We start from the raw sequence: 14,958 nt of genomic DNA, 5'->3' as shown, positions 1-14,958 counted from the left end.
AATCTCACCCGCCATTTGGGGCCGTTTCAAGCCCCATCGCCGGCAAGCCGGCTCCCACAGGGGCCCTGCAAGCCGCATCATGTGGGGTCCACTTGCATGCTGTGGGAGCACCGTGTCAAGCCACAGGGCTCTGCAACCTGACCTGGTACTGGTTGCGCACCGGCGTCGCATACTGCTGGATCAGGTAGGGCCGGTGCTCCACCGGGCAGGCATCCAGGCGGCGCTGCCATTCTTCCTTGGCCCGGGCCAGCTCCTCGGCGGGGAACAGCTTCTGCGCTGTCGGCACCTGCAGTGCAGGGTCCGCTGCATCCCACATCCCATAGGCCAGGTAGTGCACCGGGAACAACCGGTAGCCGCCGAGGATCTGCCGGTCGATTTCCTGGGCCAGTTGCTTGGTGTCCTCGTAATACTCGGTCACCGGCGGCGCGAAGTTGATGTGCACCCGCCCCTTGTAGCCGGTGATGCCCAGGGCGATGCTGTTGTCGTCCTCGCCAGGCGCCTTGGTGTAGCCGCCGGTGGTGGCGCGGATGTACAGCTCGCGGGCCTTGGCCAGGTCGCACGGGTCGTATTCGTAGCTGATCGACACCGGGATCAGGTTCAGGCCCTGGATCACCGCGCCGAACGGCTCGTCCTTGCGGCTCATGTGGAACATCTTGAGGATCGCCGAATCGGTACGGTCGTCGCCGTCCTTGGCCCGGCCTTCGGCCTGGGCGATCCAGATCGACACGCAGTCGTTGCGGATCGAGTGATTGATGTAGGCCGACAGCAATTGGTAGGCCGCCAGCTTTTCCCGGCGACCGCTCAGCGAGCGGTGGACGATGAAGCTCTTGTTCAGCCGCATCATGTCGCTGACGAAGGGCTTTTGCAGCAGGTTGTCGCCGATGGCGATGCGTGGCGTCGGCAGGCCGGCGTGATACACCGCGTAGTTGACGAAGGCCGGGTCCATCACGATGTCGCGATGGTTGGCCAGGAACAGGTAGGCCTCGCCCGACTTGAGTTGCTCGACGCCCGAGTAGGTGACGCCGTCGGTGGCGCGTTCGATGGTCTGGTCGACGTAGTACTCGACTTTGTCCTGCAGGGTCGAAACGCATTCGACGCCCGCGAATTCCTTGCGCAGGCGGCGGGCGATCAGCGGTTTGAGCAGCCAGCCGAAGGCGCCCGCCATGCGCGGGAAGCGGAAGTGGGTGAGGATATCGAGGAATGCCGGGTCGCTGAGCAGGCGTGCCAGAACGGCAGGGACCTCAGCGTCGTCGTACGGTCGGATGGCATCGAATTCGCCCATCATGCTCTCTTGTTGGAAACGGCTAGGGTAGTAAGGTAGGGACGGGTCCGAAAAAACGGCTCGGACACACACAGGCCCTGTAAACAGACCGGCAATTATACGCACAAGTCACCGCGGAGGCCGCGATGCTGGAAACCGACTTCTATCGTTGCCCGTATTGCGGCGAATCGGTGGAGACCACCGTCGACCTTTCCGGCGGGGACCAGGTCTATACCGAGGACTGCCAGGTCTGTTGCCAGCCCATCGTGTTCATTCTGCAGGTGCATGGTGACGAATGGATGCTCGAGGTCAGACGCGAGGACGATGCCTGATGCGACGGATCTACGAACCGGAAAGCCTGATGGAGGCCGAACTGCTGCTGGGCATGCTCGTCAGCGAGGGGGTCGATGCGCACCTGGTGGGCCGCGACCTGGTCGGTGCTGCCGGCGAGTTGCCGATGCACGGGTTGCTGGGCCTGGCGGTGGCGGACGAGCAGGCCGGCTACGCACGGCAGCTGATCGATGCGTACAATGCCGCCCAGCCACTTGCCGGCGACGAACCGGAGAGTTTCCCCGGAATCCTGATTTGCTAGGTTTTTATCGCCATGTGTGGACGCTACGCCTTGTTTCGCTGGTCTGCGGCCTTTGCCGCCTTGCCGGGGTATCCCACCGACCAGCGGGCGCAATGGAACATCGCCCCGGGCGGCTCGGTGCTGATCCAGCGCCTGGTCGACGGCCAGTTGCAACTGGCGCGGGCGCGCTGGGGGCTGACCCCGGCCTGGCTCACCGACCTTTCCCGCACGCCTGCCCAGGCCCGCGCCGAGACCCTCGTCGAGCAGCCGATGTTCCGTGAGGCGTTTCGCCGGCGCCGCTGCCTGATGCCGGCCAATGGTTTCTACGAATGGCGTGGCAACGTGCGCAAACGGCCGTACTGGTTGACGCCGGGGGAGGGTTCGTCACTGTTCTTCGCTGCGCTGTGGGAGGCCTACCCGGTGCAGGAGCAGGTGTGGCTGAGCTGCGCGGTGGTGACCCAGGCGGCGATGAACCAGCGTCGGCCGTTGATCCTGGATGAAGCGGGGCAGGCGGCCTGGCTCGACCCCGACACGCCATTGCCGCGCCTGCACGAGCTGCTGGCCAGCCCGCCGGCCGCCCTGCGCGAGCGGGCGCTGGCGCCTTTCGTCAATGATCCGAAGCTCGATGCGCCGGAGTGCCTGACCCCGGCCTGATGCCGTCGTGAGAACGCATGGGGCTGGCGAGAAATCTTCCCTGCGGCTCTGGCGGGGGCTGGCGTCTCGGCCTAGGATACGCCGCATGTACAGAGGGAGTGTTTCCATGCGTAGATCGTTTGTTGTCAGCATGCTGGGCGCCAGCATCCTGCTGGCGGGCTGCCAGGCGGTGAACACCACCAGCGGTGGTGCGGTGGGTGTCGAGCGCAAGCAGTACATGTTCAGCATGCTCTCGACCGATGAGGTCAACCAGATGTATGCCCAGTCGTACCAGCAGACCCTCAGCGAGGCGTCGAGCAAGGGCGTGCTGGACAAGACCAGTGCCAAGGCCAAGCGCGTCCAGGTCATCGCCGACCGTCTGATCGCCCAGGCACCGAAATTCCGCCCGGATGCCGCGCAGTGGAAGTGGGAGGTCAACCTGATCCAGAGCGACGAGCTCAATGCCAACTGTGGCCCCGGTGGCAAAATCATCTTCTATACCGGCCTGATCGATAAGCTCCAGCTCACCGATGCCGAGATCGCTGCGGTCATGGGCCACGAGATCGCCCACGCCCTGCGCGAGCATGGCCGTGAGGCGATGTCCAAGGCCTATGGCGTGGAAATGGCCCGCCAGGGTGCCGGTGCATTGTTCGGCCTGGGCCAGGACAGCATGGCCCTGGCCGACACCGTGGTGAACTACGCCATGACCTTGCCCAACAGCCGCGCGAATGAGAACGAAGCCGACCTGATCGGCCTGGAGCTGGCGGCCCGCGCCGGCTATGACCCGAATGCCGCGATCACCCTGTGGGACAAGATGAGCAAGGCTTCGGAGGGCGCGCCGCCCGAGTTCATGAGCACCCACCCGGCGTCCAGCAGCCGCATTGCCGCACTGCAGGCGGCCATTCCCAAGGTGATGCCGCTGTACCAGGCCGCCCGGAAATAAGCTGCAAGCGGTCAGCCAATCCAGCCACTGGCCCGCATCGCCGAATATACCGCCACTGCGGCGAGGACGAAGAACGCCGTGGCGGCCAGGCGGCGGATCAGGGTCAGTGGCAGTTTCTCGGCGGCGAAGTTGCCCGCCAGCACCACCGGCACGTTGGCGATCAGCATGCCCACGGTGGTGCCGATGATGACCATGATCAGATGAGGGTACTGGGCCGCCAGCATGACCGTGGCGACCTGGGTCTTGTCGCCGATCTCGGCCAGGAAGAAGGCGATCAGCGTGGTGACGAACGGCCCGAAGCGACGCGCGGCGCTATTCTCGTCATCGTCCATCTTGTCTGGAACCAGGGTCCACAGCGCGGTGGCGGCAAAACTGGCGGCGAGTATCCAGTGCAGCACGGTCTCGCTGAAGAAGCCGCTGACCCAGGCGCCCACGGCACCTGCGGCGGCATGGTTGGCCAGGGTGGCGGCGACGATGCCGGCAATGATCGGCCAAGGCTTGCGAAAGCGGGCGGCGAGAATGAGCGCGAGCAACTGCGTCTTGTCACCGATCTCGGCGAGGGCGACGATCGCGGTGGGGACGAGCAGGGATTCCAACATCAGGGTTCCTACGGGGGCGGGCCGACACGGCTATGACACGTACAGCCTCCCCGCCCCGGGTAAGGTGTGCGTGTCATAGGTCTTGTCAAACCCCTTGAGCCGTCTGTGCGGCGATCGGGTCGCACGCGCCATGGCCTGTGGGCCAAGTGTGTTGACGCGTGCCGGGCGAGCGGGGGCTCGCGGGAGACTACTCCCCTAGGACGGTGCGGATTCTGCCTAGGAGAATCCTTTTCGGCAAGCCTTGTTTTTATCCACGTGTTGCCTGGTAGATGCGAAAACCGTCTGCCTCGGCGCGTACCCGGCAATTGCCCAGGGCCCCTTCGATGAGCGGCTGGTAGCGCAGGAAGCTGTTGGCTACCAGGCGCATTTCGCCGCCTTTTTCCAGGTGTTCGCTGGATTTTCTCAGGAGATCTTCCGATGCCTGGTAATCGGTATGGACACCGGTATGGAAGGGCGGATTGCTCAGGATCAGGGCCAGCCCCTTGGGCGCGGCATCGATGCCGTCACCACTGATCACTTCGCCCTCCAGACCGTTGGCCGCCAAGGTCAGGCGGCTGCTGGCCACGGCGAAGGCATCCACGTCGAGCAGGGTCACGTGGCTCTGCGGGTAGCGGCGTTTGACCGTGGCGCCCAGCACGCCGGCGCCGCAGCCGAAGTCCAGTACATGGCCGACCGGCAGCGCGTCCAGGTGCTGGAGCAGCAGGGCAGTGCCACGATCCAGCCGGCCATGGCTGAACACGCCGGGCAGGCTGACTACCTGCAACGGGCCGTCCTCCAGGGCCAGTTCGAAACGTTCGGCCAGGCTCTCCAGCGGCAGGGCCTGTGGCACCTCTTCCACGGTCACCTGCCAGAGCTGGCAGTGCCGGGCGCTGTCGAGCTTGCGGGGCTTGCCGAAGGCTCGCAATTGCTTGGCCGCGCCTTCGATGCCGCCGCGTTTCTCGCCCACCACGTACAGCTCGCGCCCCGCCAAGCGAGCCGCCAGGGCGTTGAGCAGGTAGGCCGTCAGTTCGCGGGACTTGGGCAGGAACAGCACGGCGGCCTCGAAGGGCACGTCCGGCACCGTCACCCCATAATGGCTGCGGCCGGCGAAACGGCCATCGAGCAAGGCCTGGTCTCCGGCATGCCAGGCCCAGCCGTTGGCCTGCGGCAACTGGCCGAGCAGGTCGTCGGCGGGCAGCCCGGCGAGCAGCAGCGGGCCCTGGAACAGTTCGGCCTGGCGAAGCAACACTTCACTGCGCGGGTCCATGGACGACGTCTCCTGAAAAAATGGCGCAGTGTACCAGAGCCTCCTGGGCGTCAGCCGACCACTCGCCGTGGTTGGCCGGCGAAGAAGGCCTGGGCGTTCTCGCTCAGCTGGCCGACGATGCGCTGGCGTGACTCCACCGCGCCCCAGGCGCTGTGCGGGGTCACGATCAGGCGTGGTACGTCCGGTTCGAGCAACGGGTTGCCATTGGTTGGCGGCTCGACGCTCAGCACATCGGTGGCAGCGCCGCCCAGGTGACCGCTGCGCAGGGCATCGGCCAGCGCCTGCTCGTCGATCAGGCCGCCACGGGCGGTGTTGACCACCAGGGCGCCGGGCTTGAGCAGGGCCAGTTCGCGGACGCCGATCATGTGCCGGGTGTGTTCGTTGAGTGGACAGTGCAGGGTCAGGGCGTCGACCTGGGGAAGCAGCTCGTCCAGGGGCAGGCGCTCTGCACGGGCCGGGCGCCCGGGGATCTGCCCGCTGAGCACGCGCATGCCGAAGGCCTCGGCCAGCCGCGCCACGGCACCGCCCAGTTCGCCGTGCCCGAGCAGGCCAAGGGTCTTGCCTTGCAGCTCGACGATGGGGAAGTCCAGCAGGCAGAACTGGCTGGCCGTCGCCCAGCGTCCCTCGGCCACGGCCTGGTTGTAGTCGCACAGGCGGGTCGCCAGGGCCAGCAGCAGGGCCAGGGTGTGCTGTGCCACCGATGGCGTGCCGTAGCCCTGGCAGTTGCACACCGTGATGCCTTGGGCGCGTGCGGCCTGCAGGTCGACATTGTTGGTGCCGGTGGCCGCGATCAGGATCAGTTTCAGCTGCGGGTTGGCCGCCAGGGCAGCGGCGTCGAGCATCACCTTGTTGCTGATCACCGCCGTGGCGCCTTGCAGGCGTTCGGCGACCTGCTCCGATGTGGTCGCGGCGTGCAATTGCAGGCTGTCGAACTGTTGTGCCAGGGGCGAGAGGTCGAGGTCGCCGAGGTCCAGGGATTGATGGTCGAGAAAGACGGCGTGGCGCGGGCTGGGCATCCGGGGGCTCCGAGGGCTGGGGTCATGGGGCGATGCTGATGCCCCAACCTGAAGCCGGGCTCTCGAAGTGTCAAGTCGGCCACTCATACCTTGGGCGGCGCAAATCATTCCTTCGGCTGATTTGACCGGCGCGTCACCGATCTAGAGTAACCCCCTGACTTGTCCGGCCCGCATTGCAGAAAAGGGATCCCCATGTTGCAGACGCGTATCATCGAGCCCGCCGAGGGCGCCTACACCTTCCCGTTGCTGATCAAGCGCCTGCTGATGTCTGGCAGCCGCTACGAGAAGACTCGCGAGATCGTCTACCGCGACCAGTTGCGCCTGACCTACCCACAACTGGTCGAGCGGGTCGCCCGCCTGGCCAACGTGCTGACCGAGGCCGGGGTCAAGGCCGGTGACACGGTGGCTGTGATGGACTGGGACAGCCACCGCTACCTGGAGTGCATGTTCGCCATCCCGATGATCGGTGCGGTGGTGCACACCATCAATGTGCGCCTGTCGCCGGAGCAGATCCTCTACACCATGAACCACGCTGAAGACCGTCTCGTGCTGGTCAACAGCGATTTCGTCGGCCTCTACCAGGCCATCGCCGGGCAGTTGACCACGGTGGAAAAGACCCTGCTGCTGACCGATGGCCAGGACAAGACCGCCGACCTGCCTGACCTGGTCGGCGAATACGAGCAACTGCTCGCCGCCGCCAGCCCACACCATGACTTCCCCGACTTCGACGAGAACTCGGTGGCCACCACCTTCTACACCACGGGCACCACCGGCAACCCCAAGGGCGTGTTCTTCACCCATCGCCAACTGGTGCTGCACACCCTGGCCGAGGCCTCGGTGACCGGCAGCATCGACAGCGTGCGCCTGCTTGGCAGCAACGATGTGTACATGCCCATCACGCCGATGTTCCATGTGCATGCCTGGGGCATTCCCTATGCCGCGACCATGCTCGGCATGAAGCAGGTCTACCCGGGGCGCTACGAGCCGGACATGCTGGTCAAGCTGTGGCGCGAGGAGAAGGTGACCTTCTCCCACTGCGTACCGACCATCCTGCAGATGCTGCTCAACTGCCCATCGGCCCAGGGCCAGGACTTCGCCGGCTGGAAGATCATCATCGGCGGCAGTGCGCTCAACCGTGCGTTGTACGAAGCGGCCCTGGCCCGTGGCATCCAACTGACTGCGGCGTACGGCATGTCCGAGACCTGCCCGCTGATTTCCTGCGCGCACCTGAACGACGAACTGCAGGCCGGTAGCGAGGACGAGCGCATCTCCTACCGGATCAAGGCCGGTGTGCCGGTGCCGCTGGTGGAAGCGGCGATCGTCGACGAACAGGGCAACTTCCTCCCCGCCGATGGCGAGACCCAGGGCGAACTGGTACTGCGCGCGCCCTGGCTGTCGATGGGCTACTTCAAGGAGCCGCAGAAAAGCGAGGAGCTGTGGCAGGGTGGCTGGCTGCATACCGGTGACGTCGCCACCCTCGACGGCATGGGCTACATCGATATCCGCGATCGCATCAAGGATGTGATCAAGACCGGTGGCGAGTGGATCTCGTCCCTCGACCTGGAAGACCTGATCAGCCGTCATCCGGCCGTGCGTGAAGTGGCGGTGGTCGGGGTCGCCGACCCGCAATGGGGCGAGCGGCCATTCGCCTTGCTGGTGGTGCGCGAGGGGCAGAGCATCGACGCGCGCAGCCTCAAGGATCATCTCAAGCCTTTCGTCGAGCAAGGTCACATCAACAAGTGGGCGATTCCCAGCCAGATCGCCGTTGTTACTGAAATTCCCAAGACCAGTGTCGGCAAGCTCGACAAGAAGCGTATCCGCGTGGATATCAGCCAGTGGCAGGCCAGTAACAGCGCCTTCCTGTCGACCCTGTAACACCTGCGCGGGGCGCGACCGTCCAGGCGCGTCCCGCATTCCAGAGCGGCTGCGGCCTTGTCAAACGGCAAATATGCGCCATGCTTCTTTCCTGTCGGCAGGCAGGCGCCTGCGGGGTGGGCGCTGGCAGGGTGCGCAAATCACACTTTAGAGGGATCAAGCGCCTGTGCCTGCTGGCTATAGTCGGGGTCAGGGGATTTTCAGGAATGGGGAGGGCGAGGCGCACAAGCCGCTTCGCCGCGGGCGCAAGCCTGCTGCACCGGTCTCGGGGCCGTTTCTGAAAAGGACTCACTGCCATAACAAAAAAAGTACATGGAGTAGCGTCGATGACATCTGCAAACCAGTTCTGGCGCCGGGCGAAGCTGCCCTTGGCCGTCAGCCTCGCTTCCACGCTCGCAAGTCCCGCATTCGGTGTCAGCTTCAACATCGGGGAAATCGAAGGCCAGTTCGATTCGTCGCTCTCCGTCGGGGCCAGTTGGTCGACAGCCAAGCCGAACAAGAACCTCATCGGGGTCAACAACGGTGGCCGGGGCCTTTCGCAGACTTCCGACGACGGCCACCTGAACTTCAAGCGCGGTGAAACCTTCTCGAAGATCTTCAAGGGTATCCACGACCTCGAACTCAAGTACGGCGACACCGGGGTGTTCGTCCGCGGCAAGTACTGGTACGACTTCGAGCTCAAGGACGAAAATCGCCCGTTCAAGGACATCAGCGACTCCAACCGCAAGGAAGGCGCCAAGTCTTCCGGTGCCGAGCTGCTCGATGCCTTCATCTACCACAACTACAGCCTCGGCGACCTGCCGGGCACGGTGCGCCTGGGCAAGCAGGTGGTCAGCTGGGGGGAGAGTACCTTCATCGGCAGCGGCATCAACGCCGTCAACCCGATCGACGTCTCGGCGTTCCGCCGGCCCGGTGCCGAGATCAAGGAAGGCCTGATCCCGGTCAACATGTTCTACCTGTCCCAGAGCGTCTCCGACAACCTGTCGTTCGAGGGCTTCTACCAACTGGAATGGGACCAGACCGTCGTCGATAACTGCGGCACCTTCTTCTCCCAGCCGGATGTGATCGCCGATGGTTGCGACAACAACCTGGCGGTACTGGCCACCCAGTCCACGCTGGCCGGCAGGCTCGGCCCGCTGGCCGCTCCGGTGGGGGCCACGCTGGCGGGGCAGGGCGTGAACTGGGGCTCGCCCGACGAAGGGGTGATCGTGCGCCGTGGGCCCGACCGCGATGCACGGGACAGCGGCCAGTTCGGCGTGGCCCTGCGCTACATGTACGAGCCGTTGAACACCGAGTTCGGCGGTTACTTCATGAACTACCACAGCCGTGCGCCGATCTTCAGTGGCCGCGGCGCCGATGCCCAGTACTACGACCCGAACAGGCTGGGCGCCGCCTTGATCGGTGCGGGCGTGCCTGCTGGTGCGCTGGGTGCGCTACTGCCTTCGCTGATGCCGCTGGTGGTCGCGGGCAATTCCAGCTACTACGTGGAATACCCGGAAGATATCCGCCTCTACGGTCTGAGCTTCTCCACCACGCTGCCCAGCGGCACGGCGTGGAGCGGTGAAATCAGCTATCGCCCGAACGCACCGGTGCAGTTGAACACGACCGATATCCTCTATTCGGGCCTGACGCCGCTCGACCCTGACGCTTCGGTGTTGCAGGGTAGGCCGGGCACGGACCAGCCGGGCTATCGCCGTAAGGAAATCACCCAGCTGCAAACCACCTTCACGCACTTCTTCGACCAGGTGATGGGCGCCGAGCGCCTGACCATGGTGGGTGAAATCGGCTGGACCCACGTCGGTGGCCTGGAAAGCACGTCCAAGGCTCGCTACGGGCGTGATCCGGTCTACGGCCCAGGGCCGCTGCCCAATGGCCGTTGCCAGTCGTTGAACGCCAGCACCGTGGGCACCGGGCCGCAGAACAACGTGTCGCGCTACTGCGAGAACGACGGCTACACCACCAGCGATTCCTGGGGTTACCGCGTTCGGGCCATCTGGGACTACAACAATGTCTTCGCCGGCGTGAACCTGCGCCCGAGCGTGGCCTGGTCCCATGACGTCGATGGCTACTCGCCGGGCCCGGGCGGCAACTTCGAGGAAGGGCGCAAGGCGATCAGCCTGGGCCTGGATGCCGAGTACCAGCAGACCTACACGGCCAGCCTGTCATACACCAACTTCTTCGATGGCAAGTACACCACCGTGGATGATCGCGATTTCATCGCCCTCAGCTTCGGCGTGAACTTCTAAGAACACTGATCCAGGACGACACAGAATGAACAAGACCAGAAGTCTGCTGCAAGCCGGTGTGCTGGGCCTGTCCCTGCTGGCGACCAGCGTCATGGCTGCGGTTTCCGCCGACGAGGCGGCCAAGTTGGGCAGCACCCTGACCCCGATGGGGGCGGAGAAGGCGGGCAATGCCGATGGTTCCATCGGCCCGTGGGAGCCGTTGTCCAAGACCGCGGGCAGCGCCGATGCCAAGGGGTTCCTGTCTGACCCATACGCCAGCGACAAGCCGCTGTTCACCATCACCGCGCAGAACGTCGACCAGTACAAGGACAAGCTGTCCCCAGGCCAGGTGGCGATGTTCAAGCGCTATCCGCAGACCTACAAGATCCCAGTGTACAAGACCCATCGCGGCTCGACGGTGCCCGATGAAGTCTTCGCCGCCATCAAGGAGAACGCCACCAAGACCACCCTGGTCGAGGGCGGCAACGGCCTGAACAACTTCCGTACCGCCATCCCGTTCCCGATTCCCAAGAGCGGCATCGAGGTGATCTGGAACCACATCACCCGCTACCGGGGCGGCAGCGTGACCCGCCTGGTGACCCAGGCCACGCCGCAGCAGAATGGCTCCTATAGCCTGGTGTACTTCCAGGACCAGTTCGTCTTCCGCGACCGGATGAAGGACTACGACCCGAACAACCCAGGCAACGTGCTGTTCTACTTCAAGCAGAAGGTGACGGCGCCGGCGCGCCTGGCCGGGACCGTGCTGCTCGTCCACGAGACCCTGGACCAGGTCAAGGAGCCTCGCAAGGCGTGGATCTACAACGCCGGCCAGCGCCGCGTGCGCCAGGCGCCGCAGGTGTCCTACGACGGGCCAGGTACCGCCGCCGACGGCCTGCGGACGTCCGACAACCTGGACATGTACAACGGCGCACCGGACCGCTACGACTGGAAGCTGGAAGGCAAGAAGGAGATGTACATCGCCTCCAACAGCTACAAGCTCGACGATCCGAAGCTCAAGTATGCCGACATCCTCAAACCGGGCCACATCAACCAGGACCTGTCTCGCTACGAGCTGCGCCGTGTGTGGCATGTGGTCGCCACCCTCAAGCCGGGGCAGCGGCACATCTATGCCAAGCGTGACTTCTACATCGACGAGGACACCTGGCAGGCCGCGGTGATCGACCAGTACGACGGGCGCGGGCAGCTGTGGCGCGTGTCCGAGGCCCATGCGCAGGACTACTACAACGTGCAGGTGCCGTGGTACACCCTGGAAGCCATCTACGACCTGCAATCGGGGCGCTACCTGGCGCTGGGCATGAAGAACGAAGAGAAGCGTGCCTACGACTTCGGCTTCAGCGCCAGCAAGAGCGACTTCCAGCCAGCTGCGCTGCGCCAGGAGGGGGTGCGTTGAGGCGGGTGTGATGAACCTTGTGTGATCTCCCGAAAACGCCCCGGCTTGCCGGTAATGCTGTCCACTTAAGCCATTGGGGCCGCCTTGCGGCCCTTCGCGGGCAAGCCCGCTCCCACAAGTACGCTGCAAACCTCAAGGAATGCACGCTCCTGTGGGAGCGGGCTCGCCCGCGAAGGGCTGCAAGGCAGCCCCTATCGATGTCACATCAGACTTAAGTGAACAGCATTACGGCTTGCCGGGGCGTTTTCGTCATGTGCCTTGGTCGGCTATGGGAAGCAGCTCCTATCCTAAAGAACTGTAAGCACTGTTTCTTTTTGTCGTAGTCTTTTTCAGCGCAAACCCACCCCATCATCTTCAAATGCGCTGCGTTACCCGCTAGTCTCGCAACCATCCATACCGCCGAAATTCTTCCAATCAGAACGAGCCGGCCATGACAGATCTGTCCCGTACGCATGGATTCGCCAGTCAGGCCATGGGCCTGCTGGACGGGCGTTTCTTCCGGCCGCCCCTGCCTGATGGCCATGTGCCCAGGGCGCGGTTGTGCCAACGGCTCCAGTCCGGCCTGAGTGGCCGTCTGCTGCTGGTCAACGCCCCGGCGGGTTTCGGTAAGAGTTCGCTGGCCATCGAGTTCTGCCAGGCGTTGCCTGGCCACTGGCGCAGCCTCTGGCTCGGCCTGAGCCAACGCGATGCCGACCCCGGCCGTTTCCTCGAGCGCCTGCTCGAAGGCCTGCAGCAGTTCTGTCCGGCCCTGGGTGGCCAGGCCATGGGCTTGCTGAAGATGCGCCAACGCCACCAGCCGTTCGCCTTCGAGGAGTGGCTCGATGGCCTGCTCGACGAGCTCGCCCTCTACCTGCAAGCCGATACCCCCCTCTTGCTGGTGCTGGATGACTATCACCTGGCCCAGGGGCCGGTCCTCGACCGCTGCCTGCAGTTCTTCCTCAATCACCTGCCAGGCGGGCTGGTCCTGCTGGTCACCAGCCGCCAGCGGCCGGACTGGCACCTGGCGCGGTTGCGCCTGTCGCGTCAACTGGTGGAGCTGAACGAACAGGACCTGCGCCTGACCCCCGAGGAGGCCCTGGCCGTGATCGGCCGCCAGCCCACCGGCCTGCGTGGGCAAGCGCTGGACAACCTGATCCAGCGCAGCGACGGCTGGGTCGCCGGGCTGCGTTTCTGGCAACTGGCGGCCAGCGAGTCCGGCGACGACAATGCCTTGCCCCAGGCCCTGCACGGCGGTGAAGGGCTGATCCGTGACTACCTGCTCGAGGAAGTCATCGAGATCCTGCCCACGGATGTGCAGGCCTTTCTCTACGACACGGCCTGCCAGGAGCGCTTCTGCGCCGAGCTGTGCGACGCCCTGCGCGAGCGCCAGGACAGCGCCAGCATCCTGCGTTACCTGCAGGCCCACCAAGTGTTCCTGGTGCCGCTGGACGAGCATGGCCACTGGTTCCGCTACCATCACCTGTTCTCCGACCTGCTGCGCAGCCGGCAGGCCAGCGAACCCCTGGCGGCCTTGCACCTGCGCGCCTGCCGCTGGTTCCAGGTGCAGGGGCTGCTCGACGAGGCGGTGGAGCAGGCATTGCGCGCCGGCCACCTGGATGTGGCGGCCGATCTGGTGCAGAGCCTGTCGGAGGAGCAACTGCTGGCCGAGCAGAATGTCGGCATGCTGCTGCGCTGGAAGATGGACCTGCCCGACAGCCTGCTGATCAGCACCCCTCGATTGATCGTCCTGTACAGCTGGGCACTGGGGTTGGCCTGCCAACTGGACGCGGCCGAGGAGCTGGCGGCCTACCTCAGCCGCTTCCTGCCAGCCCCGTCGGCCACTGCACAGAAATCCATGCTCGCCCAGTGGCTGGCTCTGAGCGGGGTCATCGCCCGTGGCCGTGGCGATCGCCAGCGGACCCTGGCCTATTGCGGCGAGGCGCTGCAGAGCCTGCCATACAAGCGCTATGGGCAACGCCTGGTGTGCCTGTCGACGCTGTCCAACCTGGCGATCGCCGATGCCGACTTCTGGCGGGCGCGGGGCTGGAACCGCGAGGCCCTGGAGCTCGCCCAGCGGGTCGGCAACCCGCTGTTCGAAGCCCTGGCCCACTATGACCGGGCGCGGGTCCTGCATGCCCGGGGCGAGGTATTGCGTGCCCTGGACGAGGTACGCCAAGGGCTGCAACGCTTGCAGGGGCTGTCGGCGCAGCGCCTGTATGCGGTACGCGCCAGGCTCACCCTGTACGAGGGCTACCTGCTGGTGGCGCGGCTGCAACCGGCCCAGGGCCGCGCACGGCTACGCGCCGGGCTCAGCGAGGCACGTGCCTGTCGCGACATCAGCGTGTTGATCGGCCATTGCGTGATCGCCTCGCTCGATGGGCGTGAAGGCCGTTTCGCCGAAGCCTTCGCCGAGCTGGCCGAGGCCGAGCGGTTGATGCATATCTGGGACGTGCCGCCGATCTTCTACCTGGCCATGATCACCCTGGTGAAATGCGAGCTGTGGCTGGCCCAGGGGCGTACGGATCTTGCCGAGTCCTGGCTGTTGCGCCTGGGCCAGACCTACGGCGGCGAGCAGCCTGCGGCCGCACCGGAGTTCCACCCCCTGCTGCCGTTGCACATCGAGTTGCAGCAGGCCCTGCTGGAGCGTGTCCTGGGGCGTCCGGACGCGGCCGCCGAACGCCTGCAGGCGCTGGTCGAGCGTGGCCTGGCCAGTGGCGGGATGATGCTGGCGGTCAGTGCCTTGTGCCAGTGGACCGCCCTGTCGCTGGGCGAGGGGCGCGAGCAAGAAGCCGCCAGCGTGCTGCCCAGGGCACTGGAGGCGGCCCAGGGCGGCGCGTTGCAGCCGTTCCAGCGCTTGATCGAAGACCATCCCCACTGGTTGCGCGAACAACTGGCCGCGCGCCCGGCCTGCCTGGTCCAGGCTGAGCTGCTGGCGCGCCTGCCGCGGCCCCAGGCCAGCGACGCGGCCGAGGCCCTGAGCGGCCGGGAGCTGGCCGTGCTGGAACTGATTGCCCAAGGATGCTCGAACCAGCAGATCAGCGAGCGCCTGTTCATTTCCTTGCACACCGTCAAGACCCACGCCAGCCACATCAACAGCAAGCTCGGTGTAGAGCGGCGAACCCAAGCGGTGGCCAAGGCCAAGTCCCTGGGCCTGTTGGCCTAGCTCCCGGAGCGTGGGGGCGGTAAAATAGTGGCATTA

The 14,958-nt window shown here is 65.3% G+C and carries 12 protein-coding genes and 1 riboswitch; of the genes, 8 read left to right on the top strand and 4 right to left on the bottom strand.

Features of this window, described 5'->3' with window-relative positions; translation table 11 throughout:
- Window positions 1–115: 115 nt before the first annotated feature.
- Window positions 116–1,285: a 1-acyl-sn-glycerol-3-phosphate acyltransferase gene (locus tag ABFA30_RS19550; protein WP_225788529.1), complete on the bottom strand. Its 1,170-nt coding sequence runs from the start codon at window positions 1,283–1,285 to the stop codon at window positions 116–118.
- Between the two features lie 122 nt (window positions 1,286–1,407).
- Between ABFA30_RS19550 and ABFA30_RS19545 the strand changes: the two genes are divergently transcribed.
- From ABFA30_RS19545 to ABFA30_RS19530, 4 genes are all read left to right on the top strand, one after another.
- Window positions 1,408–1,593: a CPXCG motif-containing cysteine-rich protein gene (locus tag ABFA30_RS19545; RefSeq protein WP_225788530.1), complete on the top strand. Its 186-nt coding sequence runs from the start codon at window positions 1,408–1,410 to the stop codon at window positions 1,591–1,593.
- Window positions 1,593–1,853: a putative signal transducing protein gene (locus ABFA30_RS19540; protein ID WP_225788531.1), complete on the top strand. Its 261-nt coding sequence runs from the start codon at window positions 1,593–1,595 to the stop codon at window positions 1,851–1,853. Before ABFA30_RS19545 ends, ABFA30_RS19540 begins: the two co-directional genes overlap by 1 nt.
- Before the next feature lie 12 nt (window positions 1,854–1,865).
- A complete protein-coding gene (locus ABFA30_RS19535) occupies window positions 1,866–2,486 on the top strand; it encodes an SOS response-associated peptidase (RefSeq protein WP_225788532.1) in 621 nt (206 codons plus the stop codon).
- 106 nt (window positions 2,487–2,592) lie between these two features.
- Window positions 2,593–3,408, top strand: coding sequence for a M48 family metallopeptidase (locus tag ABFA30_RS19530; protein ID WP_410045811.1), 816 nt, complete (start codon window positions 2,593–2,595; stop codon window positions 3,406–3,408).
- An 11-nt stretch (window positions 3,409–3,419) separates the two neighbouring features.
- Here the strand turns inward: ABFA30_RS19530 and ABFA30_RS19525 are convergent, their stop codons facing one another.
- The 3 genes from ABFA30_RS19525 to ABFA30_RS19515 form a co-directional block, all read right to left on the bottom strand.
- Window positions 3,420–4,004: a TMEM165/GDT1 family protein gene (locus tag ABFA30_RS19525; protein WP_225788661.1), complete on the bottom strand. Its 585-nt coding sequence runs from the start codon at window positions 4,002–4,004 to the stop codon at window positions 3,420–3,422.
- A 24-nt stretch (window positions 4,005–4,028) separates the two neighbouring features.
- A riboswitch (yybP-ykoY riboswitch) is annotated at window positions 4,029–4,215 on the bottom strand.
- A 39-nt stretch (window positions 4,216–4,254) separates the two neighbouring features.
- A complete protein-coding gene (locus tag ABFA30_RS19520) occupies window positions 4,255–5,253 on the bottom strand; it encodes a class I SAM-dependent methyltransferase (RefSeq protein ID WP_253081209.1) in 999 nt (332 codons plus the stop codon).
- Window positions 5,254–5,303: 50 nt separating this feature from the next.
- Complete coding sequence (locus ABFA30_RS19515) at window positions 5,304–6,269, bottom strand: 2-hydroxyacid dehydrogenase (RefSeq protein WP_368815367.1); 966 nt, start codon at window positions 6,267–6,269, stop codon at window positions 5,304–5,306.
- Window positions 6,270–6,461: 192 nt separating this feature from the next.
- Between ABFA30_RS19515 and ABFA30_RS19510 the strand changes: the two genes are divergently transcribed.
- The 4 genes from ABFA30_RS19510 to ABFA30_RS19495 all read left to right on the top strand — a co-directional run bounded on the left by ABFA30_RS19510 (window position 6,462) and on the right by ABFA30_RS19495 (window position 14,922).
- Entirely contained in the window at window positions 6,462–8,144 is a 1,683-nt protein-coding gene (locus tag ABFA30_RS19510) for a fatty acid--CoA ligase (RefSeq protein ID WP_253081208.1), read from the top strand.
- 326 nt (window positions 8,145–8,470) lie between these two features.
- On the top strand, window positions 8,471–10,390 hold the full coding sequence (locus ABFA30_RS19505; protein ID WP_225788537.1) for a DUF1302 domain-containing protein: 1,920 nt from the start codon (window positions 8,471–8,473) through the stop codon (window positions 10,388–10,390).
- A 25-nt stretch (window positions 10,391–10,415) separates the two neighbouring features.
- Window positions 10,416–11,780, top strand: a complete 1,365-nt coding sequence (locus tag ABFA30_RS19500; RefSeq protein ID WP_410045810.1) for a DUF1329 domain-containing protein — start codon at window positions 10,416–10,418, stop codon at window positions 11,778–11,780.
- A 430-nt stretch (window positions 11,781–12,210) separates the two neighbouring features.
- Window positions 12,211–14,922 carry a LuxR C-terminal-related transcriptional regulator gene (locus ABFA30_RS19495; RefSeq protein ID WP_253090563.1) on the top strand — a complete coding sequence of 904 codons (2,712 nt, stop codon included), beginning with the start codon at window positions 12,211–12,213 and terminating at the stop codon, window positions 14,920–14,922.
- Window positions 14,923–14,958 lie beyond the last annotated feature (36 nt).

The organism is Pseudomonas sp. HLMP, assembly GCF_046365545.1.
Lineage (GTDB): Bacteria > Pseudomonadota > Gammaproteobacteria > Pseudomonadales > Pseudomonadaceae > Aquipseudomonas > Aquipseudomonas guariconensis_B.
The sequence above is the reverse complement of the archived record's forward strand: the minus strand, read 5'-3'. Positions and strand labels throughout refer to the sequence as shown.